This is a genomic window from Flindersiella endophytica (genome assembly GCF_054779015.1).
On sequence record NZ_BAAGYY010000031.1, the window covers coordinates 135,043 to 161,023 of the forward strand.

The following is a 25,981-nucleotide window of genomic DNA, read 5'->3' on the forward strand; positions in this document are numbered from 1 at the left end:
GACTATGCGCGGCCACCCTACGATGACCCGATGGACGCATGGTGTGTGCTGCTCGAGGAGCCGTCGCCCGGACGGGTACCCGACCTGCGGCCGGTCCACTACTGCGAATCGCGGGAGCTGGCGGTCGAGCAGGCGCTGAAGTTCGCGCGGGAGTTCGAGCCGCTGGAGCCCGCCCAGATCGTCGGCAGGCGGGTGTTCCGGGCTGCCGGAGACACCTATCTCGTGCTGTTCGAAGGCCTGACAACCCGCCGTTTCGTACGCCTGCACATCGTCGAGAACCTCACCTGAGCGCGCCCGGGTCGAGCGCGTACAACGTCCGGCCGCCAACGCCTGTCGTGGTGACGGCAGAGAGCAGCGAGTTGAGCACGGCCTCCTCGACGATGTCGAGCGTCGCCTCGAACAGCGGGCTCAGGCGCGCGTCGGGTACGGCCGCAGCGCCTGGGCGAGTCGAGAAGGCGATGCCGTAGTCGCCGCTGCCGTTGCTGTACGACGCGCCGACCCGGCCGAGCCCGTACACCGCTCGCCGCGCGACGCGCCCCAGCTGCCGGGCGTCCAGCGGCGCGTCGGTCGCCACGACGAGCATGCAGGAACCGTCGTCGGACGGCTGGCGGGCGGGACTCTTGGGCCTCGGCACGATTTGGCCGCGCACCCTGAGCGTGCCGCCGAAGTTCGCCTGGACGAGCACGCCGACCGTGACCTCGGCGCCGGCCAGTTCCAGCCGGCGGGACGCGGTGCCGATCCCCGCCTTGAATCCGAGCGCTCCCGTTCCGGTGCCCGCGCCCACGCACCCTTCGGCGACGGCGCCGCCGGCCGCGGAGTCGATCGCCGCGCGAACGTGCGACTCCTGGATCGGCCGCGCCCGGATGTCGGAGAGGAAGCCGTCGTTGCACTCGCCGACGACTGGGTTCATCGACTGGACGTCCGTACAGTCCGGCCGGTCGAGCATCCAGCTCACCACGGCGTCAGCGGCGCGGAACGCCGAAAGCGTCGCGGTCAGCACGATCGGAGTCTCGAGTTGCCCGAGCTCGGACAGCTGCGTGGCGCCGATCAGCTTGCCGTACCCGTTGCCCGCGAACATCCCGGCCGGCAACGGGCTCAGTGGGCTCACGGGGCTCACTGATCCGGGCACGATCGCCGTCACGCCGGTGTGGATCTCCGGCGGCCGGCGTACGGTCGTGTGCCCGACCCGTACTCCGGGGACGTCGGTGATCGCGTTCAGCGGGCCCGGCTCGCCCTCGCCGGCCACCAGGCCGAGCTCGCGGGCCCGCTCGGTCGTCACGAGCGCTCGGCCGCGCTGCGCTCGATGCAGAACTCGTTGCCCTCGGGGTCCTGCAGCGTCACCCAGCCGCGGCCGTCGGGCAGGCGGTGGTCCTCGTACAGGCTGGCGCCCATCCCGAGGATGCGCTCGACCTCCTCGTCGCGCGTGCGCTCGGTGGGCATCCAGTCGAAGTGGATGCGGTTCTTGACCGACTTGCCTTCCGGAACGCGGATGAACAGCAAGCCAGGCAGCGGCTCGGGCGCCACGACCAGCACCTCGTCGTCGCTGGGCTTGTCGTCGCCGTGCAGGGGCCAGCCGGTCACCTGGCTCCAGAACGTGCCGAGCTCGTACGGCTCGGCGCAGTCGATGGTCACATGTCGAAGTTGCACAACGCTGGACCCTAACGGTCATGGGGGTTCTAGACTCGCCGGCCATGCGGATTGGTGAGATCGAGGTCGTGCCGTTGTCGGACGGTACGTTCGTCGCGCGGCCGGAGTACTTCGGTGCGCACGCTGTCCCTGACTCTCCGCTGCATCCGTTCGACCCGGAGGGCTTCGCCTGGCTGCCGATCGGGTGCTTTCTGGTGCGTACGGGCGACCGGACCGTACTCGTCGACGCCGGGCTCGGGCCGGCGCGCGACGAGCTGCCGCACGGGATGTCGTTGGTGGGTGGGCAGCTGCCGGCGGCGCTGCGGTCCGCGGGGGTCGCTCGTTCCGAGGTCACCGACGTGGTGCTGACGCATATGCACGCCGATCACGTGGGCTGGCTGTACGACCGGGCGGGCGAGCCCTGGTTTCCGGCGGCGCGGGTGTGGTTCGGCGCGGGCGACTGGGAGCGCTTCGTCGACGGGCCTGGTCAGATGGCTGAGCACATCAGGCACGGCTTCCGTACCGCCGGCACCGACCTCAACCCGCTCTCCGGCGACCATACGATCGCCGCCGGGCTCGACCTCGTGGCGACGCCGGGACACACGCCGGGCCACCTGTCGGTGATCGTGTCGTCCGGCCGTGAGCGCGCGATCCTCCTCGGCGACGCGATCACCTGCCCCGTCCAACTGGACGAGCCGACCTGGCACTCGATCGGCGACGTGGATGCGGGGGTGGCCGCGCGTACCCGGGAACGACTGTGGCGCGAACTCTCCGGCGAGGGGACGGTCGGGGCGGGGGCGCACTTCCCGGAGCTGCGCTTCGGCCGCCTGATCGTCGCCGAAGGCAAGGCGATGTGGAGCGTCCACGGCACCGGCTGATGAGGCATAGGCGGCGTGCGTGCGGACGGACCGGGGCGCACCAGCTCCACCCCACCCCGCCGCGCGTGAGGGGGATGCGCGACGGCGCGGTACCGGTGGCGGCGGGCTCAGGCGGGCTGAGGCTGGGGTTGTACTCCTGCGGTCTGGACGCGGAGCAGGGTTACTCCGTACCAGACGAGCCAGACCACCCAGATCACCCAGCCGGCGAGGCCGATCAAGCCCAGCGGGCCCTCCTTCTCGATGACCAGGGAGCCGAGGGTCGCCGACGTGAACTGGAGGGCGGCGGCCAGCAGACCGGCCCGGCCGTGCCAGCGCTCGATCAGCCCGGCGCGGAGGCCGCCGATCGAGAGGCCGGTCAGGGCGAGGGCCAGGAACGTGCCGTTCAGCGCGAAGAAGCCGTCGTGCAGGGCCCAGAGTGCTGTCGTCGCGCTGGAGTCGGAGCCGGCGGTCTTGCCGAGGGCGAGCCGGGTCGCGATCACGGCGGTGAACGTGCAGTTCTGCAGCAGCATGCCCGCGAAGCCGACGAGCGACCACGCCTCACCGCGGTCGCGTTCGGAACGCCGGAGGGCGCCGAGCGCACCCGCGGCGAACACCGTCGCCAGCGTCCACGTGATCGGGCCGAGGCCGGCCGCGAGCGCGCGGAGGCCGTCGTTCGAGCCGAAGAAGACGGTCGCCTCGCTGGTCGGGGCGCCCGCGAGCGGCAGGCCCGCGGGCAGCAGGAACACGTTGCCGAGCACGATCAGCGAGGCGAAGCCGATCCCTGCCGCGCCGGCGAGTTGGGTGAAGCCGGTGGGTCCTGTTCGGAATTTCGTTTTACGCTCCATATAATCAATATATGCGACGTTACGAATCCGCGCGACGGGCCGAGCAAGCCGAGCAGACCCGGGCCGACATCGCCGACGCCGCACGCAGGCTGTTCGTCGAGCGCGGCTGGGCCACGACAACGATCCGGGCGGTGGCGCAGGAAGCAGGCGTCTCGGTGCCGACGGTCTACGCGACGTACGGCGACAAGCCCGGGCTCGTCCGCGCGCTCGTCGAGTCGGCCGACCTGGCCGCGGACGGCGCCCAGCAGCTTGCCGACCTCGAGGCTTCCACCCTGGACCCGCAGCGGCAGCTCGCGGCGATGGCGGCGTACGACCGGCGGCTGTTCGAACGCGCCGGCGACCTGATCACGCTGATTCGTGACGCGGCCCGCACCGAGCCCGACCTCGCGACCGCTTACCTCGACGGGCGCCGGCTCGGTGACCAGACACGTGTACGTGTGTTCTCGGCCTGGCCCTCCGGCGTCCTGCGCGCTGCCCTGGACGTCCCGACCGCCGTCGACATCTACGCGGCGATCTGCAATCTGGACGTCTACAACACGCTCCACCTCGAACGCGGCTGGTCCGCGGACCGGATCGAGTGGTGGTGGAGCGCCGCGCTGGTACGCGAGCTGCTCGCCTAGCGTTCCTTCGCGAGGTACGCCTCGGCCAGCTTGGGCGGCGCGAACACCAGCCAGCCGTCCAGCAGCGCGTCGTGCAGGGCGGCCTCCGACACGTTCGACAGCTGGATCAGCACCGCGGCGAAGCCGTCGAAGTGGGGAATCGTGAAGAACCCGCGGTGTCCGGCCGCGAGGACGGCTTCCTTCTCGCCGAGATCTTCGACGCGGACGGCCAGGATGGGACCGTCCGGGGGAGTCTCGGCGCCGAACCGCTTGATGTCGGCCTTGCTGAACGGCCGTTCCCACGCGAACGCCTTGCCGTGGACCTGCCAGGTGCGGTTGCCGTAGCGTTCGCCGACCTCGGTCTCGGGCAGGTCCGCGACCAGCCGCTCCACATCCTCGAGCGTCGCCATGGGCGTCACGCTACTTCAGCTCGCGGGACGGCCGGGCGCATCTCAGCGAGCAATTTCTGGTTGCCCGCCTGAATAGGCTGACGTTTCGTGCCCGAACTCATCCCGCGGCCGAGCGCACGGATCGTGCTGCTGGACGACGCCGACCGGCTGTTGCTGTTCTCACTACGCAACGACGACGGCTCGTCCCGCTGGTTCCAGCCCGGCGGTGGCGTGCGGCCGGGAGAGACGCACGAACAGGCGGCGCTGCGCGAGCTGCGGGAGGAGACCGGCCTCACCGGAGTGCCGCTCGGGCCGGAGATCTGGCGCGGCCGGCCCTGGACGACCGTGCGGGACGGCGTGACGTCCGAGGTGCGGCAGCGCTACTTCCTGGTCCGCGCGCCGGCGTTCGAGATCGACACGTCGGGCTTCGAGGAGCTGGAAAGCTCCACGATCACCGGCCACCGCTGGTGGACCCTCTCCGAGCTCACGGCGACGACGGACTTGCTCCGCCCTGCCGAACTCGCAGAGCTGATCGCGCGCCTGCTGTCGGACGGACCTCCCGACCGGCCGATCACGGTCGCGGGGTGAGTTCCGCGTTGCACTGCGGTCAGAGTTGCTGCGTCAGGTTGACCGAGTTGCCGTCGGGGTCGGCGATGTGGGCGACTCGGTGGCCCCACGGCATGTCGTTGGGTGGGCCGAGGACCTTGCCACCGGCTGGTTCGACGCGGGGCAACAGGTCGTCGACGGAGTCGACGAAGACGGCGAGCGCGGATCGGCCCGGGGCGGTGCTGGCTCCTCGTTCGTCGGCGACGAGGCCGAGGGTCAGGCCAGGAGCGCCGAGGTCGAGCATGACGTAGAACGGACCGCCGTCGCCGGGGACGCAGGTCTGCTCTTCGGCGCCGAGGAGGTCGGCGTAGAAGGTCTTCAGCCGCTCGATGTCGTTGGTGCAGAGGACGAACTGGGCTCCGGTAACGGTCACAGCGTTGGTCATATCGAATACTGACCGAGGGCCGGCTGGAAAGTCATCGCTCGAGCGTGGCGCGGACCTTGCGGGCCGGCGCAGCGTAAACCCGGCACCCAGCTGTGCGACATCGCGGCTCAGGCGAAGATCGGCTGCCAGTTGGTGCGCCAGCTGCTCTCCGGCCGCTCCCACTCGCGTACGTGCTGGTCGGTCACCCATCGTGGGAGACCCTCGGTTGGCAAGGGCACTAACGGCTCGACGTGGTACCACCGCACGCCGTCGCGCACCTCCGCCGAACGAATCTTGCCCACGATCCACCGATCCTCGCCGAAGATGTCCGGCGCCGAGCGGTATTCAACGTATCCAAGGTCTGTCGAAAACATGTTCGAAAGCCTAGCACCGCCCACCCCCACCCGCCTATGGGTCGACGGCGTGTCGCTGGGTGCGCTCGAACAAACCATCGATGCCGAGCGCCTCGCGGAGCCAGGCTCGCCGATCCGCCCGCGCCGGTGGATGATCGACCAGGTTGTGGTCGCAGTCGTAGTCCTTGCGGTCCTTCGATGCGTCGATCGACTGCCAGAGCTCGTCGGCGTCGCTTGGCGGCACGTTCTGGTCGTGACTGCCGACCTGGAACAGCACTGGATAGGCGAGCGGCCGGTCAAGCTGGACGATCGGGTCGATCGCGGACAGCTCCTTGACGTACGCCGCCCGGTCCGCCGTGCGCGGCCCGAACGACCACAGGAACTCCGAGAGATGCGCGCCCGTGCCTGCCAGCACCAGCGTCCGCAGCGACGCGCCGCCTCCGGCAACGCACGCGGCCTGGGTGGCACCCCACCCGTGGCCGACAAAGCCAATTCGAGTCGCGTCGACCTGCGGATGGTTACGCAGGACAGCCAACGCATGTCGCTGGATCTCGGCCGCGCGCTCGACCATCGCGAGGTCGGTCGCAGGGTCGCCGACCACACCGAACTCGGTCAGCGCGGTGATCACCACCGCACCGTCGCGCGCGAGCTCCAGCGCCTCGTCGAGGAAGCGATCCTTGACGCCGCCCTGCCCTGCGTACACAACGCCCGGTGCGCGCCCGCCCGAGCCGGGCGGAAGCAGCAGGTAACCTTCCGTACCCCCGAACTCGATCGAACTCAGCCGCACGCCGTCGCGGTCAGCCGTCTCCACCGTCCTGAAACCCTCGTCAGTCACGTCTCGAAACCCTAACCGAGACCACCCCCACCCTCCGATGCCTACAGCGGGTGCGCAAGTTCCTTGGCGCGCTCGAAGCCGGCTTCCATCATCTGCCAGACCACCGCCGGTTCACCGTAGGTCGGCCTCGTCGGCGGGTTCATTCGCCGGTGGCGCCGTCGATGCGTTCGCGAAGCAGATCCGCGTGGCCGTTGTGGCGTGCGTACTCCTCGATCATGTGCAGATAGATCCACCGCAGGGTGTAGTCCTCGCCAGGGCTGGCCTCGTCGAGACTGCGCCCGGCCACGGCCGCGCGGGACCGGGCGACACTCGTCTGATAGCCGGCCAGGTCGTCCGCGGCCCGCGTGCTGTCGGCGATTTCGAAGCCGTTCGCCGCGCCCGGCACGTAGTCCCAGAAATACCTGTGGTCCGGTTGGCCGTCGTACGAGTGGAACCAGGCCTCGACCCCGGACATGTGCCGGACAATTCCCAGCAACGACATCGTTGACGGCGGCACCGATCGGGTTGCCAACTGCTCCGGAGTCAGCCCACCACACTTCAGCAGCAATGTCGTGCGCTGGAAGTCGAGACGGTCTTCGAGCGCGGTCCGCTCATCCGCGGGGTTGACCGGTGGCTCGACTCGCTCGGGGACCGTCCATATCGTCATGCGGGCGACGTTACATGCACGCCGATCGCACAGTCATCCGGTCAGGCCCGGCCTCCCTACCCCTGTGGCGGAGCCTGATCTAGACCGGCGTATTCCTTGACCCGTTCGCACCCGTCACTCATCGGCGCAACGGATCCCGTGGCTTCTGAGGAATGTGCGCACCTGGGCGGAGTGAAGCTGGAGGTGGACCACACCTCCGACGAAGATGGCCGCCAGCGATGTCCCGCCGTTTCGGTGCGGCTCTGGGAGTTGCGCGGCGGCCTGCTCATCGGTCAGGTCACCAAAGATCTTGTCGACCTTCAACCGGCAGTGATCGATGTAGCCGAGCAGCTGTTCGCGAGTGTATGTGGGCGGGATGACGTAGGCATCTTCGTCGCCGATAGAGAACGGGGCCGGAGGCGCCCAATTGGCATGCGTGGGGGACAAGTCGAGATCGGTGAACCAGAGCGCGTGGGCGGCGGTTCGCCATACTGCACTGTGGATCTGGAGCTTGCGCTCGCTGACGGCTGGGTCATCGAACGGGCGCCCGTCGCGATCGGTCGGAGGCCACGCCCACTGGTCGGTCTTCCTTACCTCGTAGAGGCTTGCCTCCCACAGCTCATCTGGACATCCGCGCAACACGATGGCCATGTCCTCGAGGGTTGACCCGTATTGAGCTGCGATTACCGAGCACCAGATCCTGGTCATCTCTGAACTCTCCATCCCGGCGTACCGGAGCTTTGGATGATCTGCGTTCACACGCCCGCGTAGTCCTTGACCCGTTCGAAGACGGCCTCCATCATTCCGGGCGTCAGCTTGCCGGTGAAGGTGTTCTGCTGGCTCGGATGGAACGAGCCGATCAGGAGGAGCTCGCGGCCGTCTGCCGCCAGGATGGTCGCCTCGGCGGCGTGGCCGAACTTCGGCTTCGGACGCGGGACGCCAAAGCCGGCGGCCTTGAAGGACTTCAGCGCCGCGTCCCAGCCGTACGAGCCGAGCGCCACCACGCTGCGCACGTACGGCCCCACGTACTCCACTTCCCTTACCAGCCAGGGGAAACAGGCGTCTCGTTCGACGGGCAACGGCTTGTTGTCGGGCGGCGCGCACCGTACCGCCGCGACCATGCGGCCGCCGAGCAGGCGCTGGCCGTCCCCCGCGTGGACGCTGGTCGGAAGGGCCGCGAGGCCGACCGAGTGCAGTGCCTCGAACAGCCAGTCGCCCGAACGGTCGCCGGTGAAGATGCGGCCCGTCCGGTTGCCTCCATGGGCGGCCGGCGCCAGCCCCACGATCAGGAACCACGGTTGCTCCGAGCCCCACCCGGCGATCGGGCGGCCCCAGTATTCCTCGGTGGCGAAGGACTTTCGCCGTTCGCGGGCGACCTGTTCCCGCCATGCCACCAGCCGCGGGCAGGCGCGGCACACCGACTGCCGGGCGTTCAGCTCGGCCAGCGAAGGCGCCGACGCGGCCAGCGACTCGACCGAGGCCACCGAAGCCGCCACCGGCGTGGAAGCGACAGCGGGATCCTCCGGCCACCCCGACCCGGGCGGAACGAACGACATCTACGCCAGTCCCGCGCTGCCGAGCACGGAGATCAGCGACACCAGCCCGTACGCCGTGGCGTAGTCGGGCGCGACGTAGCGCAGCGTGCACCCAGCCGGCCGCGTCATGCCGGGCACCAGCAGCGCGTGCTCGGCCAGCGCGGGCTTCTGCACGTCGACCTCGAGCACAACCTCGCCCTCGAAGACAGGCGCCTGCACCGACATCAGCTCCGCCATCGCCACCGGCACCGCCGCCTCGATGCGCGCGCAGGCCTCCGACGGGTGCAACGACTCCGCCGCCTTGGCACCGTGCGCCCACTTCACGATCACCGTGTGTACGCCGGGTACGACCGCGGCCGCTTCGGCGGCGACCGTGTCGTCGCCCGCCACCAGTACCGGCGCCGCGCCGTGGGCAGCGGCGAACGCCGCGTTCAGCCCGATCTCGCCGTACGACTCGCCGTTGATCCGCACGTCCGCGATCACCGCGCCGTTGACGGTGTGCGACAACACGGAGTGCGGCGTCCCGGCGCGCCCGTGGTAGCCGATGAACAGCACCGCGCCCACGTTGTGCTGCACGCCCGCCAGCATCCCGCCCGGCTTGGGCTTGCCGCGGATCAGCCGCGCCGCCCGGTCCAGCTCCTCCGGCAGCAGGTTGCGGAACTGCGCGTGCGCGTCCGACACCACCACCTCGGCGTCGGGCTCGAACGCGAGCACACCGCGGACGGCCGAGTTCGCCTCCGCCGTCATCAGGTGCCGGTTGCGCTCGTACTCCGCTTCACCGGGCCGGACGTCCTGCGGGTCGACGATGCCCGCGATGCCTTCCATGTCGACAGAGATCAGTACGCGCACGTCGCTCACCCTACGGCTCGGCGCGCATGCCGTTGAAGACTATGCCGAGATAGCGCCGCCACCGCTCGGGCTCGGACTCCGCGTAGTGCTCGGCCGCCAGGCAGACGCCGCTCATCAACGCCCGGACGTCCTCGCCGGTGAGGTCGGGACGCAGCCCGCCCTGCCGCCGCGCCTTTTCGGCCAGTTGCTCGACGACCTTCGTCAGCCGCGTGCTGGCCGACTGCACGGTCGCGTCGGCCATGAACACCCGCGTCGAGATCTGCGTGAACGTCCGGTCGCGCCCGTGCATCGACGCTCCCGCCGCCATGAACTCGCGAACGGCCTCGACCGGATCGGGCGCGTCCAGCAGGCCCTCGGCGACCGCGATCAGCTCGGCGAACCGGTCGCAGGCGATCGCGGCCAGCAGGTCCTCCTTGGTCGCGAAGTGCCGGAACACCGTGCCCTTGCCGACGCCCGCGCGCTGCGCGATCTCGGCGATCGACACGTCCATGCCCCGCTGGGCGAACGCTTCCGAGGCGGCGCTCAGCACCAGCCGCCGGTTACGGACGGCGTCGGCGCGCAGCGGTCTCTCGGTCACAATTTTCCATCATATCCAAGTTGACCGCGCGGTCCGGTTAGATGCTACTGTCGTCAACCTGACCAACTGGTCCGCTTATGGAGGTCCCAATGCAGGCGTTGCAGGCCAAGGAATACGGCCCACCCGAGGGATTGAGCGTCGAGGAGGTCGATCCGCCCGCGCCGGGTCCTGGGCAGATCCTCGTCCGGATCGCGGCCGCGTCGGCGAACCCCGGCGAGCTGAGGCTGCTGAGCGGAGAGCTCCGCGAGCAGATCCCGCTCGTCTTCCCACACGTTCCGGGACACGACTTCGCCGGCACGGTGACCGAGCTCGGCGCGAACGTGACCCGTTTCGCGGTGGGAGACGAGGTGTTCGGGTTCGCGGCGCCCCGGGCGTTTCCGGGTGCCGAGATGGTGAGCACGCCGCCGTCGTACAGCACTGGAACGGTTGCGGAGTACGCCGTGTTCGAGGCGGACACGCCCGCGCTCGGCCGCCGCCCTACGCAGTTGCCGGCGGACCAGGCGGCGGCGCTGCCCACCACCGGCATGACCGCCTGGCCCCTACTACGGCAGCTGGATCCGCGTCCCGGCCAGACGATTCTGGTGATCGGCGCGACGGGAGGCGTGGGCACCGTGTTGCTCCCGCTGCTGGCGACGGCCGGGGCGCACATCCTGGCGACGGCCGGACCGGCCGACGAGTCCGCGATCCGTGCCCTGGGTGCTGCCGAGGTGCTCGACCACACGTCGGTCGATGTGGTCGCGGAGGTAGCGCGCCACTACCCGGACGGCGTGGACGCGCTGGTCAACCTGGCCTTGCCGTCGTCGGACGAGGTGGTCGCGGCGGCTCGTGTGGTCAGGCGGGGTGGCCGGCTGATCACGATCACCTCGATGCTCGAGCAGACCGTGCCCGGACGGGACGACCTCACCGTGTGGTCCGGCTTCACCCACATCGAGCCCGGCGACCTCGACGAGCTGGCCGTTCGCGTCGTCGACGGGCGCCTGCCGCTGACGATCAGCCGGCGCTACCCACTGGCCGAGGCCCGGCAGGCCTACGTCGATCTGCTACGCGAGCACACCTTCGGCAAGCTGGTCATCACCGTTCCCTGAGCAGCGGGCCGACCAGACCCGCACCGTCCTCGTCGCCGTGGCCGGCGTCGACCCGGCGGCGCATCAGGTCGTGGTAGGGCGCCAGCAGCTCGTTGCTGACGCCCTGCTCCTCGGCCGTACGTTCCAGCGTGGCGCTTCCGACGGCCTGCATCGCGAGGTTCGACACGACGCCGGTGGTGTAGTCGCCGCTCTCCAGCCGCTCGGCCATCCGACCGACGAACGAGGCCATCGCGCCGAGCCAGCCGGCGAGCAGGGGCGCGAACTCCTTCGGGGCGATGTTCTCCTTATGTACAAGGGCGAACGCGTGGGTGACGCCGGCGAACATGCCGTCCATCGCACTCAACAAGGCAACGTCATGAAGGGCGGCGAAGCCGGGATCCACACCGACGTACGTCGTCCCGGCAGGGACGGCCAGCGTCGGCTGGTGCTCGTCGAACAGCGCGGAATCGCCGCTGTAGAAGACGTATCCACCGCCGGCCGGTGCGCCGATCATCGGTGGTACGGCCATGATGCCGCCGTCGACGTACCGCGCGCCACGGCCGGCGGCCCATCGCGCGCGGGCGCGGGCCTGGCCGGGCGTACTGGTGGTGAGGTTCACGAGGTCCTTGCCCGCGAGATCGGCGCCGGCCAGGGTCGCGCCGACCGAGGCGTCGTCGAGCAGGCAGGCGACGACCAGCCGGTTCGCGGCGACGGCATCGGCCGCGCTCGCCGCGACGGCCGCGCCTGCGGCGGCGAGGGGTTCGGCCCTCGCGGGCGTACGGTTCCACACGGTCACGGCGTATCCGGAGTCCATCCAGGCGCGGGCGAGGGCGGTGCCCATCGCACCGAGTCCGAGCAACGTCAGCGATTTCTCCATGTCGCATAGGCTGACTTCGGATCGGCCGACGGACAAGTACGCACTTCGAGGTGGGTGGTGGATTCCAGATGTTGGGCACACGCAGGCCAGGCGCCTACGTCTGCGGCATCGACGCGGCGATGGACGTCATCGGCGGCAAGTGGAAGGTGCTGATCCTCTGGGCGCTGAACGAACGCCCGTGCCGCTTCGGCGAGCTGCGTCGCGAGTTGCCGGGCGTCACGGAGAAGGTGCTGACGTCCCACCTGCGCGAGCTCGAAACCGACGGCATCGTCCACCGCGAGGACTACGCCGAGGTGCCGCCGCGGGTGGAGTATTCGCTGACGCCGCTTGGCGTCTCACTGAACGAGGCCCTCGCCCCGCTGGGCGCCTGGGGCCGCCACCACATCCTCGGTGGCGTAGGGAACGGGCACTGATCGAGACCCGGTCCTGGCCAGTTCGATTCAGGTCGTCGGCCCCTTTAGGCGCGGGACCATGCGCACCGCACGTTCCTGTCGGACGTCCCGATTGTTCGCGATCTGGTAACTGGACGTCGTTCGGCCCGACTTGACGGTCGATCCCAGTTCTCTGCTGGGACTCATGAAATGGGGCGAACAATGTCCAGATTCACTCGAGGCCTGTGCACACTCGCGATCGCCGTGCTCGCGAGCCTCGCTCTGGTCGGTACCGCGTCGGCCTATGCCAACACCGTCAGCTACAGCGGGCAGGGTCTCATCGCCGATGGCTTCGGCGGCTACGACCTGCGCACCGAGCTCTGCGGTGTAGCAAACGGTGCGGACGCCGATGGACCGTATGTCCTGTGGGTGCTGACCGCGACCGGCTCCAACAACGCTGACATCACCGGCCCGTGGGGCACGGCCGCGATGACCAAGTCGGGCGGCGGCACGTTCAAGTACGTCAGCGGCTGGTACGACCCCGACACGTTGCCGGGAACGGTGACCGCCAGCTATGACGGCAAGCCCAAGAACCCGCAACTCGTCATCAGTCACGGGTGCCGGCCGTTCAAGCAGGGTGCCTGGTGCTCGCCCGGATTCTGGTCCAACGCCGCCGACGGCGCCTGGGCGCTCACCGGCTACAGCCGCGGCGATTTGTTCAACAGCACGGTCTACGACGGCTTCTTCGGTGCGAGCTTCGGCACGGACCCGACGCTGAACACCGTGCTCACCACCGCCGGTGGAACCTACAAGGGTGCGGGCGTCTCGGGCACCGACTCACGTACGCAGAGCCCGTGGCCGGCGCTGAACGCCTTCAACGCGACGGGAGCGTTCCTGACCGACCACATCCCGGGTTACGCCTACGACCCGGCCGTTCTGAGCCAGGACGAGAGCGACACCTGCCCGATCGACCACTTCGGCAACGTCAAGAACCCCTAGGAGGAAAGTGTGGCGGAGCCGTCCCATCGGGGCGGCTCCGCCACACGTTCTGACGTTCGGTTGGCTGGACGCCGGTCAGCCGTTGTCGACCAGGCTGAAGGCGATCCCGTCGAGGATGTCGTGTTCGGAGATGACGACGTCGGCGCCCGAGAGGTAGGGCTCGATCCTGGCCGCGATGCGCTCCAGGATGAGCGATCCGCCGCCGATGACATCGACGCGGCCTGGGTGCATGAACGGCAGCGCCGCGCGTTCCGAGTGGCTCATCTCCAGGTAGCGTTCGGCGATCGAGCGGATGTCGCCGACGGGGATGCGGGAGAGGTGGATGCGTTCCGGGATGTACGACGGGAGGTCGAGCGCCATCGCCGCCACGGTTGTCGCCGTGCCGGCCAGGGCCACCAGCGCGCTCGCCTTCGAGAAGTCGACCGTCAACGCCACCTTGTCGATCAGCCGGTCGACCTCCTCGCGTGCGGCGGCGACAGACGCAGCTGAGGGCGGGTCGCCGTCGAGGTGGCGTTCGGTCAGGCGGACGCAGCCCATGTCGACCGAGATCGCCTGCTCGGGCTGCCGCGCGCCGAGCACGAACTCCGTCGACCCGCCGCCGATGTCGACCACCAGGTAAGGCGAAGGTACGCCCAGCGGCGCCAGCTCACGCGTCGCGCCGTCGAAGGACAGCCGCGCCTCCTCGTCGCCGGTGATCACTTCGGGCTCGACGCCGAGGATGTCGCGCACCCCCGCCACGAAGTCCGAACGATTCGACGCGTCCCGTGTCGCCGACGTCGCGACGAACCGCACCCGAGAGGCGCCGAGCTCCGAGATCAGATCCGCATATCGCTTGCAGGCTTCGAACGTACGCGCCAGCGCCTCCGGCGCGAGCCGTCCGGTCCGGTCGACGTCCTGTCCCAGCCGGACGATCTCCAGCCGGCGGTCGATGTCGACCAGGTGGCCGCCGGTGATCTCGGCCACCAGCAACCGGATCGAGTTCGTACCGCAGTCGATCCCAGCTACGCGCATGCGTCCTCCAGTCGTAGCAATGCCTCGTCCCCGAACGGGTTCACGCCCGGTCCGGCCGCCAGTGCGTGTGCGACCAGCGCGTGCAGGCATTTCACCCGCGTCGGCATGCCGCCGGCCGACACGCCCGCGATCTCCGGCACGTGGGCCAGCGCCTCCCGATGCGCGATGTACGAGCCGTGCGCCCGCTGATATGCCGCCGCCAACTCAAGATCAGAGTCCAGCCGGGCCGTCATGTCCTGCATCAGCCCGCTCGCCTCCAGCGTGCCGATCGCCGACGCCAGCCGCGGGCAGGTGAGGTAGAAGACGGTCGGGAACGGAGTGCCGTCGGGCAGCCGCGGCTCCGTCTCCACCACGCAGGGATGGCCGGACGCGCAACGCGCCGCGATCCGGCGTACGCCTCGCGCCGGCCGGCCCAGCTGCGAGTGCAGCGTCTCGAGGTCGCCGGCCGTGGGCACGCCGAGCCGGGTCTCAGTTGCCATCTTCCTCGGAGATCTCCGTCTCCGGCGTGATCGTCTCGGCCGGCTTGGGTTTCTTCGGCTTCGGCGCGGGCTTCGGCGGTGGGTCGCCGGCATACTCGACGCTGCCCCACAGCGTGCTCCACCACGCCGGCTCCTTGGTCTGCGGAGTGGCCGGGTCGGCACGCTGGCCGCTCGCCTCGTCGAGCGCGTCATCGCCGCCGACCACGACGTAGCCGGTCTCGCCCGGGAGCACCCAGCCGAATCGCTTGCGCGCCTGCGCTTGCACGTAGGCGGGGTCCTGCCAGCGCCGCAACTCGGTGTCGAGCTCGGTGACGGCCTTCTGGCGTTCGGCCTGCTCGGCTTCCAGGGCGGCGATCCGCGACTGCTGGTCGGCCCACGCGCGCAGGCTGGAGGCGTACGACACGACCAGCGCGGCGAGGACGAGCAGCAGCACCGCCGCGCGCCCGGTCAGCCCGGTCGAACGCGACCGCCCCGCCGAGCGGGAACGCGACGACCTGGCACCGCCGCCTGCTTCGTTGCCGGAAGGCGCGTGCCGATGCCGGACCGGAGCGTCGCCGCGACCCGGCGCGGGTGGACGGGCGCCGGGCCGCGAGCGGTCGCGCGGCGACCGTCCTCCCGGCCCTCGGCGTCCGTCACCCATCGCAGGTCACCTCGACGGAGCTCAGGCGCCGGTGTAGCGCGGGAACGCCGACCTGCCGGCGTAGCGCGCGGCGTCGTCGAGCTCTTCCTCGATGCGCAGGAGCTGGTTGTACTTGGCCACGCGGTCGGTGCGGGCCGGCGCGCCGGACTTGATCTGGCCGACGTTGGTCGCGACCGCGAGGTCGGCGATCGTGGTGTCCTCGGTCTCGCCGGAACGGTGGCTCATCATGCACGAGAAGCCGTTGCGGTGGGCCATCTCCACGGCGTCGAGCGTCTCGGTGAGCGAGCCGATCTGGTTGACCTTGACCAGCAGGGAGTTGGCCGCGCCGTCCTTGATGCCGCGGGAAAGCCGCTCGGGGTTGGTGACGAACAGGTCGTCGCCGACGATCTGCACGCGCGACCCGATCGCCGACGTCATCGCCGTCCAGCCGGCCCAGTCGTCCTCGGCCAGCGGGTCTTCCATCGAGACGAAGGGGTAGCTGTCGAGCAGCTCGGAGTAGTAGCCGATCAGGTCGTCGGCCGACTTCTCGGCGCCCTCGAAACGGTAGACCGACTTCTCGGCGTCGTAGAACTCCGTCGCCGCCGCGTCGATCGCGATCGCGATGTCGGAGCCCCAGCGGAAGCCGGCCTTCTCGACGGCGGTCGCGATCAGGTCGATCGCCGCGCGGTTGGACGGCAGGTTGGGCGCGAAGCCACCCTCGTCGCCGAGGCCGGTGGACAGGCCCTGGCCCTTGAGCACCGACTTGAGCACGTGGTAGGTCTCGGCGCCCCAGCGGATCGCCTCGCTGAACGTCGACGCGCCGATCGGCGCGATCATGAACTCCTGGAAGTCGACGTCGTTGTCGGCGTGGGCGCCGCCGTTGATGATGTTGAGCATCGGCACCGGCAGGACGTGGGCGTTGGGCCCGCCGACGTAACGGAACACCGACAGGCCGGCGGACTCGGCCGCGGCCTTGGCGATCGCCAGCGAGACGCCGAGGATCGCGTTGGCGCCGAGCTTGGCCTTGTTGGGCGTGCCGTCGAGGTCGAGCAGGCGGGCGTCGATCAGGCGCTGCTCGCTGGCTTCGTAGCCGACCAGCTGCGGCGCGATCTCGTCGACGACACCCTGTGCGGCCTTGGTGACACCCTTGCCGGCATAGCGGTTGGTCTCGCCGTCACGCAGCTCGACGGCCTCGAACGCACCGGTCGACGCACCGGACGGCACGGCGGCGCGGCCGATCGTGCCGTCATCGAGCCCGACCTCCACCTCGACAGTGGGGTTACCGCGCGAGTCCAGAATCTCGCGGGCGATGATGGCGTCAATCGTGGCCACGGGCCAGCCTCCCAAGTGTTACGACATGGCTATTCCAACGTGGCTGAGCCTACCGGCGGCTCCTGAACATCCAGCGAACCGACCCGCCCGGCGAGGTTACGGGTGTTCGTGGTCGTGGGGTGCGGGCGTGAGGTGGGTGCGGGCGATCTTGCCGAACGCGGCTACCAGCCGGTTACGGTCGCCGGCGCGGGTGGCGAGGACGACGTGGCTCGGCTCGACGTCGTCCAGGGGGATCGCGGTGAGGTCGGGACGGACCCGCGTCCCGAGGAAGCCCGCGGCCACGATCGCGACGACCTCGCCGGTGGCGATCAGCTCGAGCTTGTCCTCCACTGCCTGGATCAGTGGCCCGGCCGGCGCCGGTCGGCCGTCGGGGCGGGGGTCGATGCGCCAGAACGCGTTCCAGTCCGGATCGGGGAGGCGCGGCATCGGCTCGTCGGCGATGTCGTCGAGCGTGACGGATTCCTTGCCCGCCAGCCGATGGTCGAGCGGCACCACCACCAACCGGCCCTCGTCGTAGAGGACGGTCACGGAGAGCCCCTCCGTGCGCATCGGCAGCCGGTTGACGGTCACGTCCACGCGATGCTCGAGCAGCGCCGAGCGCGGCTCGCTCCACTCCAGATGATGAGACCGTACGTCAGCGTCCGGGTGCTGCCGCCGCAGCTCGCGGACAGCCGGCGTGATGATCAGGCCGGCGGTGTAGCCGATCGTGATCCGGCTGGGCTCGGCAGCGGCCCGCGCCGATGCCGCCGCCGAGGCGGCCGAACGCAACAGGGCTTTCGCCTGCGGCAGGAACGCCGACCCGGCATCGGTGAGCCGGCTGCCCTGCGGAGTGCGGTCCAGCAGCCGTGCGCCCACCTGCTGCTCCAGCCGCCGGACCTGCCGGCTCAGCGACGGCTGCGTGAGGTGCAGCGCCTCCGCCGCCCGGCCGAAATGCCCGCGCTCGGCAACCGCCACGAAGTAGCGCACCAGCCGAAGGTCGAGATCCAGATCAGACACGACAGCCATGCTACCTGCGGTGATGCCTCAACCGTATTACCTCATACGAAACAAGCTTTGGACGCCAACCAGCTCCCGACCCACCATGGAAGCAATCCCCGACCTCTTACTCGAAGGAGTGCGACCATGCGTGTCTTCGTCACCGGCGCGAGCGGATTCGTCGGTTCCGCCGTCGTCCGCGAACTGATCGGCAACGGCCACCAGGTCCTCGGCCTGGCCCGCACCGACGCCGCCGAGGAAGCCCTGAAAGCCGCCGGCGCCGAGCCCCACCGCGGCGACCTCGCCGACCTCGACAGCCTGCGCGGCGGCGCGGCGCAGGCCGACGGCGTGATCCACCTGGCGTACAGCCACGACTTCTCGCAGATGGCCGCCGCCGCGGAGACCGACCGGCAGGCGATCGAGGCGATCGGCGAGGTGCTCGCCGGCACCGGACGTCCGTTCGTCGTCACCGGTGGAACCGGCGTGCTCGGGCCGGGCCGCGTCGTCACGGAGGAAGACGCACCGCCCGAGCCCTGGACCCATCCCCGCCGCACGGACCAGACCGCGCTGCCGCTCGCCGAGCGCGGCGTACGGGTCTCGCTCGTCCGGCTCCCCCAGGTGCACGGCGAAGGCGACCACGGCTTCGTCCCGTACCTCATCCAGATCGCCCGTACGAAGGGCGTCGCCGCCTACCTGGGCGACGGAAGCAACCGCTGGCCCGCGGTACACCGCCTGGACGCCGCGCGCCTGTACCGGCTGGCCCTGGAGCACGCGCCCGCCGGCGCCCGGCTGCACGCGGTCGCGGAGGAGGGCATACCGGCCCGCGCGATCGCCGAGGTGTTCGGCAAGCATCTCGGCCTGCCGGTGCGAGCCATCCCCGACGCGGAGGCTGAGGACCACTTCGGATGGATCCGGATGTTCGCCTCCCAGGACCTGCCGGCGTCGGGCGCGCTCACCCAGGAACGGTTCGACTGGAAGCCCGAGCAGATCGGGCTGATCGCGGACCTCGAGGCCGGCCACTACTTCGGCTAGGAGGACTCGGCGGCCCGGATCCGTTCGATGTAGCGGCGGATCGCGTCGCGCAACGCCTGCTCCGGATCGATGCTCTTGGCACGGGCGTCGGCCGCCAGCTGGAGCAGCGCGTCGCCGAGGTCGCCTCCCGGCTCCGAACCGCGCAGCGGCACCTCGAGCCCGGCCTTGGCCGTACGTTCCAGCAGCTTGTCGGCCAGGCCGAGGGCTGGCAGCGCCAGCGGCACTCCTTCGACGGCCGACGACCGGGCCTTCTCGGCGGCCTTCAGCTCGTCCCAGTTCGCCTCGATCTCGGCCGCGTCGGAAGCCGAGACCGAGCCGAACACGTGTGGGTTACGCCGGATCAGCTTCGCGGTGAGGTCGGCCGCGATCTCGTCGATGGAGTACGGCTCCGCGGCGTCCTCCTGCGCGATCCGCGCGTGGAACACGACCTGGAACAGCAGGTCGCCGAGTTCCTCGCGCAGGTGGACGCGGTCGCCGGTCTCGATCGCCTCGACGGTTTCGTACGCCTCCTCCACGAGGTAGCGCACCAGCGACCGTGGCGTCTGCTCCTGTACCCACGCGCACTCGTTGCGCAGGCGGTCCATCACGGCGATCAGGTCGAGCATCCGCGCGCCCGGCAGGTCGTACGACGCGAGCAGCACCTCGAGCTCGGGCAGCCCGGTCTGGCCGGCCTCCGAAACCGAGGCGAGCCGCAACGCCAGCGCGCCCGCGAGCTCGGAGTCACCGGACTCGGCGGCGACCCACACGACAACCTCGCCGGCCGCGGCCCGGGCCACCAGTTCCTGCGCGCGTACGAAAGGAGCCTCCGCGGCGCCGGCGATCTCGAGTGATACGCCGGCGGCCTCGATCGGAGCTCGTTGCGGATGGTCGGCGGACTCGATCAGGACGGCGTCGGCACCGCGCAGCGCCTCCCAGGCAGCCCAGGCGTACAGGCCGGGTGCGACCCGCGGGCTGCTGAGCAGGAAGACGATCCGGCCGGACACGAAGGGCTTACTGCTCGGGCGCCGGCTGGCCGACCTGCGGCAGCGCGGGCTGGGTCGGCTGGGTGGCCGGCTTGACGAGCGCGCCGCTGCCGAACGAGTCGGGCCCGGTGCGCATGAAGTCGGCGTTGTTCCAGGTTCCGTAACGCGGGTTGATCCGGACGCCCACTTCTTCCGCCTTCTTCTGTACGGCGGCGACGTACTGCGCCTCACCACCGAGCTTCGCCTTGAGGCTTTCCTGCAGCAGGGTGCCGCGCGCGATCGTCGTCACCATGTCGGGCGAGATGGGGCCAATGGTCTTGGCCCGGGACTTGAACTCGGCCTCGGCCTGGCGGATCTCGGCCGCCGTCGGCGTGACGCCCTCCTGCTTGCCCAGGTCGTCGAACAGCTGGACCACGACCAGCTGCCAGAGGATCAGCTTGGTCGACGGCGGCTCGCTGGCCGCCTTCGGCTGGTTGTGGTACCACTGCACCTGCGCGTCGAGGAAGCTCATCGAGATCGTCTGGTCACCGACCTTCGCCGCGACGCCGGGCTGGATGTTCCCGCAGCCGGCCAGGGCGAGCCCGACGGTGACGGTCAACGCGGCTGCGGCCAACCGAAGCGACTTACGCGAGATCACGAGAGCGGACCTTCCCTCTGACGAATCCTGGTCGGGCTTGATGCTACCGGGACCGACCCGCGGCTTCCCCAGGCGTTCCACCGCTACTCGCACTGCCCCGACCACCGGCCCGGCCACCACCCCGGCCGGGCCGCCTTCAGCTCCGCGTACGCGAGCCGACGGAAGGGATGGTGGCCGGTCCCGAGGACGTCACTGCATGATGGGCCTGCCGTCCGTTCCGCACTTGTAGCCCGCGACGATGCAGTCCCGCACCCGCTGCTCCAGCGCCGCCTGGTCCCAGGCGTTGATGAAGTCGCCGTGGAAGGTGTAGCCGGGCGCGTTCGTGACGTTCACACCGTTCCGGGTGCCGGCGAGCGAGAGCCCATCGCCGGTGACGGGATAGGTGATCAGGAACTCCAGCCGGGGCACCACGACCGGGTGAGTACCCGGGCACTCACCGGCGACCGCGAACGCCATGTGGTCGCGGTGGTTGGGGCTGTCCAGCCGGGTGCCGTCCCAGCAGGTCGGGAAGTCGAGGTAGGTCTCGAGCTTCGAGCCCGCCGGGCAGCTCAGGAAGTCACGGCTGGCCTCCGGATGCCCCACACACGACCAGCGGGCGGACGGGTTCTGGTCCGGGTTGGTCGCGGCCGCGTTGCCCACGACGTAACGCAGTCCCTGCGGATGCGCGACCGCGCGTTCGTGATGGGTGATGCCCTGGTAGTAGACCGTGACGCGTTCGGGCGCGACGGGATTGCCGTTCTGGTAAAGGGTCGGCACCCAGTAGGCTGCCTTGTCCTCGACCGGGCTGCAGGTACTCGTGCCGGCCTTCAGCGACTCCAACGTGGAGTTCGCGTTCGTCGTACGGTTGCCGAAGAACTGGTGGAGGTGCGAAACGCCTGCCTGGTTGGGGAAGACGATCGGGTCGTCGCCCTGCCGGTGGCTGGCCGTGCAGTCCGCGAGAAACTCCGAGCCCCGCAGTGGAGCGAGCGCGGCCTGGGCCTCGATCGCCTTCACTTGTTGCTCGCTGAACGTGTAGCCGTGCGCGGCGTGCATCGCCGAAGCATCCGGCGAGGCCAGGAACAGGCCGGCCGCGGCCAGAACTGCTGCCGTGGCCAGAGGAGCAACTCTTCGCATACTGAGCATGGCGGTTCCTCCTTCGAGACGCGGAAAGCTAGCGGGAGAACGTGAACCAGTTGACGTTGACGAAGTCGGCGGGCTGGCCGCTGCTGAACGTCAGATAGACGTCGTGGACGCCGGTGATGTTGTTCGCCTGGCCCGGAACGGTTGTCCAGGTCTGCCACCCACCGGTGCTCGCGAGCGCGAACTGTGCCGCGACCGCACCGGTCGGACTGTCCAGCCGCACTTGCACCAGCCCGCTGATCCCTCCGGCCGCGCCGGAAGCGACCCGCGCGCTGAACGTGTGCGCCGGGCTCGACCCGAAGTCGACACCGTTGTAACGAGCCCAGTCTCCGTTGGAGATCCAGCCGATGTTCTGGCCGCCCTCACTGCAGGCCTCGGTCTGGATACCGCTTTGTGCGTTGTAGTTCTCGGCCTGGATCGTGGAGTACGCGCTGGTGCCGCCGGGAGGTGGCGTGGTCGTACCACCGCCGCGGGTGTAGACCGCAACGTAGTCGACGACCATCGGCCGGCCCGGCACGGTGTCCGCGGTCGGAGTGCCGAAACCCGCTACACCGTTGGGGAATCCACCGCCCATCGCGACATTGAGCAGGATGAAGTAGCCCGCGTGGTTGGTCATGTTCGACCAGTGCGGCTCGCCGACCTGCGACTGCGAGACACTGTGGAACTGCTGGCCGTCGACGTACCACCGCAGCTGGTTCGGCGTCACCGAACGGTCCCACTCGAAGCGGTAGGTGTGGAACGCCGACTGGCAGCTGCTGCCCGGGCAGGCGCGGTTGGCGCCGATGCCGTTGAACTCGTTGCACGGACCGCCCGGCGCGACGCCGCAGTGCAGCACGCCCCAGACGGAGTTGATGCCGTTGACGTTCTCCATCACGTCGAACTCGCCGATCGCCGGCCAGTTCTGGTAGTTGCCGCGGTACGGCGAGCCGAGTGCCCAGAACGCCGGCCAGTAGCCCAGCGCCGCGTTGCCGGTGACGTTCGGCATCTGGATCCGGCCCTCGATCCGCATCACGCCGCCGTCCGGCGGTTTGAAGTTGGTGCGCTGGGTCTCGATCCGGGCCGACGTCCAGTTGCCGGAGCCGTCGCGCAGCGGGGTGATGCGAAGGTTGCCGCCGCCGTCGAGGCTGATGTTGGACGGGCTGTTCGTGTAGTTCTGGATCTCGCCGGTGCCCCAGTTGCCGGGGCCGCCGGGGTAGCTGTGGCCGAGGTCGAAGATCCAGTTCGAGGAGCTCGGGAGGCTGCCGGCGGAGCCGTTGAAGTCATCGCTCCAGGCCAGCGACCAGCCGGAGTCCGGCGGCGGCACGGCGGCCGCTCCGGCTTGCGGGGGCATGGCGGCGCGGGCTGGTTCGGTCGGTGCCGCCAGACCCGCGGCCAGGGCGGTGGCTCCGGTGACCGCGGCGGCGGTGACCAGCAGCGCGACGCGGCGAACGTGGGTGAGCATCAGCTCGTCTCCTTCGTTGCGTTCGGGTCATGCGTTCGAGCCGTAAACGTTTCCGGACCTATGTGTACGGGGATTCCGTGCGATGTGGGATTTCGTTCAGGCTGATCCGACGCGCGAGCGATGTCAAGAGTTCCGGATACGTTTTCGTAGCGGCTAGGGTGGCGCTGTGGTCGACATCCGGGAACTGGCGCGGCAGAGCGGCGTCTCGGTCGCGACGGTCTCACGTGCGCTCAACGGCCATCCGGAGGTGAGCGCGCGCACCCGGCAGCGGATCGTCGATCTGGCCGACCGGCTCGGGTACCAGCCGAGCCAGGCCGCGCGGGCGCTGGTGCGTGGACGCTCGGACATGATCGGCCTGATCTGGGACACGTCGTACGAGGCCGAAGGGCGCAGGCAGCCGTTCCTGCAGGACATGCTGACCGGCGTGAAGCGCGCGCTGTCCAACAGCGGATACCACCTGATGCTGCTGTCGACGGTGGCATCGCGCACGGAGGCGGCCGACGTCGAGGCGTACGTGCGGGTGGCGCGGCAGCACCGGCTGGCCGCCGTCCTGCTGATGGGCATCGACGAGCACCACCCGGCGGTGACGGCACTGGTCGACGCGGCCGAGGTGCCGTGTGTCGGGCTCGACCTGCCGGTGCATGGGCCGCGCGCGACGTACGTGACGTCCGACAACCGCGTCGGGGCGGCGCGGGCGGTTCGGCATCTGCACGCGCTGGGCCACTCCCGGATCGCCACGATCACCGGGCCGCTGGACCTGATGCCGGCAACCGAGCGGCTCGACGGGTACCGCTACGAGCTGGCCCGGCTCGGACTGCCGTGCGAGCCGGCGTACGTACGCAACGGAGACTTCTTCCTGGCGTCGGGTTACCGGTGCGCGCAGGAGCTGCTCACACTGCCGTCGCCGCCTTCGGCGCTGTTCGCCGCGGGTGACGAGATGGCGATCGGCGCGCTGCAGGCGGCGCTCGACGCGGGCCTGCGGGTGCCCGAGGACCTCGCGATCGTCGGCTTCGACGACGTGGAGGCGGCGGGGTTGGTACGGCCGGGGCTGACCACGGTCGCGCAGGACAGGGAAGGGCTGGCGAGGGCGGCGGTGGGTGCGCTGCGCGACCTGATCGACCAGCCGAGAGCAGCCGTGCGGCGGGCCGGAGGCGCCCGGAGTGGTGGAGGCGTCGGGAGTGGTGGAAGCGCCCGGAGTGGTGGAGGCGCCCGGAATGGCGGGGGCGACGATGGCAGCCAGGAAGCCCCCGAACCGGCGAGCGTCACGCTGCCACCGCCCCGCATCGTCGCGACCAAGCTGATGATCCGCGCCTCCTGCGGCGGCGCCACCTCCTGAGCGGCCGGAGCCGGTCCGTCAGTGCCCGCCGCGAATGACCACGTTAACCACGTGTTTGGCTGGTTAACGTGGTCATTAGGGCCGCGCGGCGGGGTCGCGGCCTCTGCGCTTCGCCACGCCAGTAGGTGCTTCGCCACGCGCCGGGGCGTGGTTAACCCGCTGATTGCGTGGTTAACGTGGTCATTCGCGGGTCAGCTCCAGGTGGCCTGGCCCGCGGGCTGGCGGACGGCGACGTTGAGCCGGTTCCATACGTTCACGGTTCCGATCGCCATCAGGAGGGCGGCCAGCTCTTCCTCGCTGAAGTGCTTGGCGGCTTCGTCCCACAACTCGTCCGGCACGGGGTCCGGACGGTCGGCGATGCGGGTGACCGCCTCGGTGAGGGCGAGCGCGGCGCGTTCGGCATCGGTGAAGTACGGCGCCTCCCGCCACGCGGCGACCGCGAACAGCCGCAGCCGTTCGGTCTCGTCGTCTCCCGCGTGCTGGCCCGCGCTGACGACGCAGAAGCTGCACCCGTTGATCTGGCTCGCCCGCAGGTGGACCAGCGCGAGCGTCTGCTGGCCGAGCGTCTTGCCCGCCGCCTTCCACATCGCCTGCGTACCTTCGCCCATCACGGTGGTGATCGACGCGGGGCTCTTCATCCGTGCTTCCATTCGCAGAGACTCCTCGGTCACATCGACTCGGTTTGAACCGTCAGAGCCATGACGGACCCCGAGGAAAGAATGTGACCGTGATCGACGACGACTTCCTGGCCGGCCGGTTCGAGGCGCACCGCACGCACCTGCGAGCGGTGGCGTACCGCATGCTCGGCTCCCAGGCCGAGGCCGACGACGCCGTACAAGAGGCATGGCTGCGGCTGCACCGCACGGACTCCGCCGCCGTCGACAATCTCGGCGGCTGGCTCACGACCGTCGTCGCGCGAATCAGCCTGGACATGCTGCGAACGCGGAAGAGCCGGCGTGAGGACCCGCTCGAGGTCTTCGAGGCACCGGACGCCGCCGACCGCGAAGCCGCCGGCCCGGAGCAGCAGGCACTGCTCGCCGACTCCGTGGGGCTGGCCCTGCTCGTCGTGCTCGACACGTTGCCGCCGGCCGAGCGGCTGGCATACGTCCTGCACGACATGTTCGCGGTGCCGTTCGACGAGATCGCGCCGATCGTCGACCGTACGCCGGCAGCAGCCCGGCAGCTGGCCAGCCGGGCCAGGCGGCGGATCCAGGCCGCCGACACCCGGCCGGACACCGACCTGACCAGGCAGCGCGCCATCGTCGCGGCGTTCCTGGACGCCGCCCACAACGGCGACTTCGAAGCACTCCTCGCGATGCTGGATCCCGACGTGGTTCTGCGCCCGGACGCGGTGACCCTGCGGTACGGAGCGCAGGCGAAGGTGGGCGCGCACGCGGTCGCGGGCACGTTCACCGGCCGGGCGCGCGGCGCCCAGCTCGCGCTCATCAACGGGATCGCCGGCGCCGCCTGGACGGTCGACGGCAGGTCGCGAATCGTGTTTACGTTCACGATCGCGGCGGGCAAGATCGTCGCGATCGACCTGACCGGCGACCCAGACAGCCTCGCCCGCCTCGCCGTCACGCCCCTGGCCGAATGACCACGTTAACCACGCTAGTAGGACCTTCGCCACGTCCCGGGGCGTGGTTAACCCGCCAATTACGTGGTTA

At 70.0% G+C, this 25,981-nt stretch carries 33 protein-coding genes; 10 read left to right on the forward strand and 23 right to left on the reverse strand.

Features of this window, described 5'->3' with window-relative positions; translation table 11 throughout:
• The first annotated feature begins 30 nt into the window (after window positions 1–30).
• The gene (locus ACYVF6_RS36340; protein WP_460528217.1) at window positions 31–288 is read left to right on the forward strand and encodes a hypothetical protein; all 258 of its coding nucleotides are present in this window, start codon (window positions 31–33) and stop codon (window positions 286–288) included.
• On the opposite strand, the gene ACYVF6_RS36345 is transcribed toward ACYVF6_RS36340, so the two are convergent.
• Entirely contained in the window at window positions 281–1,279 is a 999-nt protein-coding gene (locus tag ACYVF6_RS36345; protein WP_460528219.1) for a P1 family peptidase, read from the reverse strand. The two genes, ACYVF6_RS36340 and ACYVF6_RS36345, sit on opposite strands and share 8 nt — an antisense overlap.
• Window positions 1,276–1,647, reverse strand: a complete 372-nt coding sequence (locus tag ACYVF6_RS36350; protein ID WP_460528222.1) for a VOC family protein — start codon at window positions 1,645–1,647, stop codon at window positions 1,276–1,278. The genes ACYVF6_RS36345 and ACYVF6_RS36350 overlap by 4 nt, the downstream gene beginning before the upstream one ends.
• Before the next feature lie 44 nt (window positions 1,648–1,691).
• Here ACYVF6_RS36350 and ACYVF6_RS36355 point away from each other — a divergent pair, with 44 nt between their 5' ends.
• The gene (locus tag ACYVF6_RS36355) at window positions 1,692–2,504 is read left to right on the forward strand and encodes an MBL fold metallo-hydrolase (RefSeq protein ID WP_460528224.1); all 813 of its coding nucleotides are present in this window, start codon (window positions 1,692–1,694) and stop codon (window positions 2,502–2,504) included.
• Between the two features lie 107 nt (window positions 2,505–2,611).
• On the opposite strand, the gene ACYVF6_RS36360 is transcribed toward ACYVF6_RS36355, so the two are convergent.
• The gene (locus ACYVF6_RS36360) at window positions 2,612–3,328 is read right to left on the reverse strand and encodes a hypothetical protein (RefSeq protein WP_460528226.1); all 717 of its coding nucleotides are present in this window, start codon (window positions 3,326–3,328) and stop codon (window positions 2,612–2,614) included.
• An 11-nt stretch (window positions 3,329–3,339) separates the two neighbouring features.
• Between ACYVF6_RS36360 and ACYVF6_RS36365 the strand changes: the two genes are divergently transcribed.
• Entirely contained in the window at window positions 3,340–3,948 is a 609-nt protein-coding gene (locus ACYVF6_RS36365; RefSeq protein WP_460528228.1) for a TetR/AcrR family transcriptional regulator, read from the forward strand.
• Here ACYVF6_RS36365 and ACYVF6_RS36370 read toward each other — a convergent pair.
• On the reverse strand, window positions 3,945–4,337 hold the full coding sequence (locus ACYVF6_RS36370; protein WP_460528230.1) for an MmcQ/YjbR family DNA-binding protein: 393 nt from the start codon (window positions 4,335–4,337) through the stop codon (window positions 3,945–3,947). The two genes, ACYVF6_RS36365 and ACYVF6_RS36370, sit on opposite strands and share 4 nt — an antisense overlap.
• Window positions 4,338–4,424: 87 nt before the next feature.
• Between ACYVF6_RS36370 and ACYVF6_RS36375 the strand changes: the two genes are divergently transcribed.
• Window positions 4,425–4,904 carry an NUDIX hydrolase gene (locus tag ACYVF6_RS36375; protein WP_460528232.1) on the forward strand — a complete coding sequence of 160 codons (480 nt, stop codon included), beginning with the start codon at window positions 4,425–4,427 and terminating at the stop codon, window positions 4,902–4,904.
• Between the two features lie 19 nt (window positions 4,905–4,923).
• Here ACYVF6_RS36375 and ACYVF6_RS36380 read toward each other — a convergent pair whose 3' ends face one another.
• The 8 genes from ACYVF6_RS36380 to ACYVF6_RS36415 form a co-directional block, all read right to left on the reverse strand.
• The gene (locus ACYVF6_RS36380) at window positions 4,924–5,295 is read right to left on the reverse strand and encodes a VOC family protein (RefSeq protein WP_460528234.1); all 372 of its coding nucleotides are present in this window, start codon (window positions 5,293–5,295) and stop codon (window positions 4,924–4,926) included.
• A gap of 119 nt (window positions 5,296–5,414) precedes the next feature.
• A complete protein-coding gene (locus tag ACYVF6_RS36385) occupies window positions 5,415–5,660 on the reverse strand; it encodes a hypothetical protein (protein ID WP_460528236.1) in 246 nt (81 codons plus the stop codon).
• Between the two features lie 34 nt (window positions 5,661–5,694).
• The gene (locus ACYVF6_RS36390) at window positions 5,695–6,474 is read right to left on the reverse strand and encodes an alpha/beta hydrolase family protein (protein WP_460528238.1); all 780 of its coding nucleotides are present in this window, start codon (window positions 6,472–6,474) and stop codon (window positions 5,695–5,697) included.
• 139 nt (window positions 6,475–6,613) lie between these two features.
• Window positions 6,614–7,120, reverse strand: coding sequence for a DinB family protein (locus ACYVF6_RS36395; protein WP_460528240.1), 507 nt, complete (start codon window positions 7,118–7,120; stop codon window positions 6,614–6,616).
• A gap of 114 nt (window positions 7,121–7,234) precedes the next feature.
• Entirely contained in the window at window positions 7,235–7,750 is a 516-nt protein-coding gene (locus ACYVF6_RS36400) for a hypothetical protein (protein WP_460528242.1), read from the reverse strand.
• Between the two features lie 104 nt (window positions 7,751–7,854).
• Window positions 7,855–8,655 carry a uracil-DNA glycosylase gene (locus ACYVF6_RS36405; RefSeq protein WP_460528245.1) on the reverse strand — a complete coding sequence of 267 codons (801 nt, stop codon included), beginning with the start codon at window positions 8,653–8,655 and terminating at the stop codon, window positions 7,855–7,857.
• Window positions 8,656–9,483, reverse strand: a complete 828-nt coding sequence (locus ACYVF6_RS36410) for a M55 family metallopeptidase (protein ID WP_460528247.1) — start codon at window positions 9,481–9,483, stop codon at window positions 8,656–8,658.
• Between the two features lie 10 nt (window positions 9,484–9,493).
• The gene (locus ACYVF6_RS36415) at window positions 9,494–10,060 is read right to left on the reverse strand and encodes a TetR/AcrR family transcriptional regulator (protein ID WP_460528249.1); all 567 of its coding nucleotides are present in this window, start codon (window positions 10,058–10,060) and stop codon (window positions 9,494–9,496) included.
• An 89-nt stretch (window positions 10,061–10,149) separates the two neighbouring features.
• On the opposite strand from ACYVF6_RS36415, the gene ACYVF6_RS36420 reads away from it, so the two are divergent.
• Window positions 10,150–11,145: an NADP-dependent oxidoreductase gene (locus tag ACYVF6_RS36420; protein WP_460528251.1), complete on the forward strand. Its 996-nt coding sequence runs from the start codon at window positions 10,150–10,152 to the stop codon at window positions 11,143–11,145.
• Here the strand turns inward: ACYVF6_RS36420 and ACYVF6_RS36425 are convergent.
• Entirely contained in the window at window positions 11,132–12,001 is an 870-nt protein-coding gene (locus ACYVF6_RS36425) for an NAD(P)-dependent oxidoreductase (RefSeq protein ID WP_460528253.1), read from the reverse strand. The two genes, ACYVF6_RS36420 and ACYVF6_RS36425, sit on opposite strands and share 14 nt — an antisense overlap.
• Before the next feature lie 68 nt (window positions 12,002–12,069).
• On the opposite strand from ACYVF6_RS36425, the gene ACYVF6_RS36430 reads away from it, so the two are divergent.
• Both ACYVF6_RS36430 and ACYVF6_RS36435 read left to right on the forward strand, forming a co-directional pair.
• Window positions 12,070–12,414 carry a winged helix-turn-helix transcriptional regulator gene (locus tag ACYVF6_RS36430; protein WP_460528255.1) on the forward strand — a complete coding sequence of 115 codons (345 nt, stop codon included), beginning with the start codon at window positions 12,070–12,072 and terminating at the stop codon, window positions 12,412–12,414.
• Between the two features lie 180 nt (window positions 12,415–12,594).
• Entirely contained in the window at window positions 12,595–13,371 is a 777-nt protein-coding gene (locus ACYVF6_RS36435; protein WP_460528257.1) for a hypothetical protein, read from the forward strand.
• A 75-nt stretch (window positions 13,372–13,446) separates the two neighbouring features.
• On the opposite strand, the gene ACYVF6_RS36440 is transcribed toward ACYVF6_RS36435, so the two are convergent.
• The 5 genes from ACYVF6_RS36440 to ACYVF6_RS36460 all read right to left on the reverse strand — a co-directional run bounded on the left by ACYVF6_RS36440 (window position 13,447) and on the right by ACYVF6_RS36460 (window position 17,808).
• Complete coding sequence (locus ACYVF6_RS36440) at window positions 13,447–14,382, reverse strand: Ppx/GppA phosphatase family protein (protein ID WP_460528259.1); 936 nt, start codon at window positions 14,380–14,382, stop codon at window positions 13,447–13,449.
• Window positions 14,373–14,861 (reverse strand): DUF501 domain-containing protein, encoded by a 489-nt coding sequence (locus ACYVF6_RS36445; protein WP_460528261.1) that lies wholly within the window; start codon window positions 14,859–14,861, stop codon window positions 14,373–14,375. Before ACYVF6_RS36445 ends, ACYVF6_RS36440 begins: the two co-directional genes overlap by 10 nt.
• A complete protein-coding gene (locus tag ACYVF6_RS36450; RefSeq protein WP_460528263.1) occupies window positions 14,851–15,501 on the reverse strand; it encodes an FtsB family cell division protein in 651 nt (216 codons plus the stop codon). Before ACYVF6_RS36450 ends, ACYVF6_RS36445 begins: the two co-directional genes overlap by 11 nt.
• 21 nt (window positions 15,502–15,522) lie before the next feature.
• On the reverse strand, window positions 15,523–16,812 hold the full coding sequence (gene eno / locus ACYVF6_RS36455) for a phosphopyruvate hydratase (protein WP_460528265.1): 1,290 nt from the start codon (window positions 16,810–16,812) through the stop codon (window positions 15,523–15,525).
• Window positions 16,813–16,908: 96 nt separating this feature from the next.
• Window positions 16,909–17,808 carry a LysR family transcriptional regulator gene (locus tag ACYVF6_RS36460; protein WP_460528267.1) on the reverse strand — a complete coding sequence of 300 codons (900 nt, stop codon included), beginning with the start codon at window positions 17,806–17,808 and terminating at the stop codon, window positions 16,909–16,911.
• A 126-nt stretch (window positions 17,809–17,934) separates the two neighbouring features.
• Between ACYVF6_RS36460 and ACYVF6_RS36465 the strand changes: the two genes are divergently transcribed.
• On the forward strand, window positions 17,935–18,819 hold the full coding sequence (locus ACYVF6_RS36465) for an SDR family oxidoreductase (RefSeq protein WP_460528269.1): 885 nt from the start codon (window positions 17,935–17,937) through the stop codon (window positions 18,817–18,819).
• Here ACYVF6_RS36465 and ACYVF6_RS36470 read toward each other — a convergent pair.
• The 4 genes from ACYVF6_RS36470 to ACYVF6_RS36485 form a co-directional block, all read right to left on the reverse strand.
• On the reverse strand, window positions 18,816–19,802 hold the full coding sequence (locus ACYVF6_RS36470) for a nucleoside triphosphate pyrophosphohydrolase (protein ID WP_460528271.1): 987 nt from the start codon (window positions 19,800–19,802) through the stop codon (window positions 18,816–18,818). The two genes, ACYVF6_RS36465 and ACYVF6_RS36470, sit on opposite strands and share 4 nt — an antisense overlap.
• Before the next feature lie 7 nt (window positions 19,803–19,809).
• On the reverse strand, window positions 19,810–20,418 hold the full coding sequence (locus ACYVF6_RS36475) for a SurA N-terminal domain-containing protein (protein WP_460528273.1): 609 nt from the start codon (window positions 20,416–20,418) through the stop codon (window positions 19,810–19,812).
• 189 nt (window positions 20,419–20,607) lie between these two features.
• Window positions 20,608–21,540 carry a DUF1996 domain-containing protein gene (locus ACYVF6_RS36480; protein WP_460528275.1) on the reverse strand — a complete coding sequence of 311 codons (933 nt, stop codon included), beginning with the start codon at window positions 21,538–21,540 and terminating at the stop codon, window positions 20,608–20,610.
• Window positions 21,541–21,568: 28 nt separating this feature from the next.
• On the reverse strand, window positions 21,569–22,978 hold the full coding sequence (locus tag ACYVF6_RS36485; RefSeq protein WP_460528277.1) for a carbohydrate-binding protein: 1,410 nt from the start codon (window positions 22,976–22,978) through the stop codon (window positions 21,569–21,571).
• A gap of 166 nt (window positions 22,979–23,144) precedes the next feature.
• Here ACYVF6_RS36485 and ACYVF6_RS36490 point away from each other — a divergent pair, with 166 nt between their 5' ends.
• Entirely contained in the window at window positions 23,145–24,314 is a 1,170-nt protein-coding gene (locus ACYVF6_RS36490) for a LacI family DNA-binding transcriptional regulator (protein WP_460528279.1), read from the forward strand.
• A 191-nt stretch (window positions 24,315–24,505) separates the two neighbouring features.
• Here ACYVF6_RS36490 and ACYVF6_RS36495 read toward each other — a convergent pair whose 3' ends face one another.
• Window positions 24,506–24,952: a carboxymuconolactone decarboxylase family protein gene (locus ACYVF6_RS36495; protein ID WP_460528281.1), complete on the reverse strand. Its 447-nt coding sequence runs from the start codon at window positions 24,950–24,952 to the stop codon at window positions 24,506–24,508.
• A gap of 83 nt (window positions 24,953–25,035) precedes the next feature.
• Between ACYVF6_RS36495 and ACYVF6_RS36500 the strand changes: the two genes are divergently transcribed.
• Window positions 25,036–25,911, forward strand: coding sequence for a sigma-70 family RNA polymerase sigma factor family protein (locus tag ACYVF6_RS36500; RefSeq protein ID WP_460528283.1), 876 nt, complete (start codon window positions 25,036–25,038; stop codon window positions 25,909–25,911).
• Window positions 25,912–25,981: the final 70 nt, after the last annotated feature.

Coding starts and splice junctions, on each gene's coding strand:
- ACYVF6_RS36395 (WP_460528240.1), bottom strand. CDS start 7,120: ATGACGATATGGACGGTCCCCGAGCGAGTCGAGCCACCGGTCAACCCC.
- ACYVF6_RS36405 (WP_460528245.1), bottom strand. CDS start 8,655: ATGTCGTTCGTTCCGCCCGGGTCGGGGTGGCCGGAGGATCCCGCTGTC.
- ACYVF6_RS36400 (WP_460528242.1), bottom strand. CDS start 7,750: ATGGCCATCGTGTTGCGCGGATGTCCAGATGAGCTGTGGGAGGCAAGC.
- ACYVF6_RS36495 (WP_460528281.1), bottom strand. CDS start 24,952: ATGAAGAGCCCCGCGTCGATCACCACCGTGATGGGCGAAGGTACGCAG.
- ACYVF6_RS36430 (WP_460528255.1), top strand. CDS start 12,070: ATGTTGGGCACACGCAGGCCAGGCGCCTACGTCTGCGGCATCGACGCG.
- ACYVF6_RS36365 (WP_460528228.1), top strand. CDS start 3,340: ATGCGACGTTACGAATCCGCGCGACGGGCCGAGCAAGCCGAGCAGACC.
- ACYVF6_RS36480 (WP_460528275.1), bottom strand. CDS start 21,540: ATGCTCAGTATGCGAAGAGTTGCTCCTCTGGCCACGGCAGCAGTTCTG.
- ACYVF6_RS36355 (WP_460528224.1), top strand. CDS start 1,692: ATGCGGATTGGTGAGATCGAGGTCGTGCCGTTGTCGGACGGTACGTTC.
- ACYVF6_RS36450 (WP_460528263.1), bottom strand. CDS start 15,501: ATGGGTGACGGACGCCGAGGGCCGGGAGGACGGTCGCCGCGCGACCGC.
- ACYVF6_RS36385 (WP_460528236.1), bottom strand. CDS start 5,660: ATGTTTTCGACAGACCTTGGATACGTTGAATACCGCTCGGCGCCGGAC.
- ACYVF6_RS36360 (WP_460528226.1), bottom strand. CDS start 3,328: ATGGAGCGTAAAACGAAATTCCGAACAGGACCCACCGGCTTCACCCAA.
- ACYVF6_RS36440 (WP_460528259.1), bottom strand. CDS start 14,382: ATGCGCGTAGCTGGGATCGACTGCGGTACGAACTCGATCCGGTTGCTG.
- ACYVF6_RS36485 (WP_460528277.1), bottom strand. CDS start 22,978: ATGCTCACCCACGTTCGCCGCGTCGCGCTGCTGGTCACCGCCGCCGCG.
- ACYVF6_RS36435 (WP_460528257.1), top strand. CDS start 12,595: ATGTCCAGATTCACTCGAGGCCTGTGCACACTCGCGATCGCCGTGCTC.
- ACYVF6_RS36465 (WP_460528269.1), top strand. CDS start 17,935: ATGCGTGTCTTCGTCACCGGCGCGAGCGGATTCGTCGGTTCCGCCGTC.
- ACYVF6_RS36445 (WP_460528261.1), bottom strand. CDS start 14,861: ATGGCAACTGAGACCCGGCTCGGCGTGCCCACGGCCGGCGACCTCGAG.
- ACYVF6_RS36425 (WP_460528253.1), bottom strand. CDS start 12,001: ATGGAGAAATCGCTGACGTTGCTCGGACTCGGTGCGATGGGCACCGCC.
- ACYVF6_RS36420 (WP_460528251.1), top strand. CDS start 10,150: ATGCAGGCGTTGCAGGCCAAGGAATACGGCCCACCCGAGGGATTGAGC.
- ACYVF6_RS36370 (WP_460528230.1), bottom strand. CDS start 4,337: ATGGCGACGCTCGAGGATGTGGAGCGGCTGGTCGCGGACCTGCCCGAG.
- ACYVF6_RS36340 (WP_460528217.1), top strand. CDS start 31: ATGGACGCATGGTGTGTGCTGCTCGAGGAGCCGTCGCCCGGACGGGTA.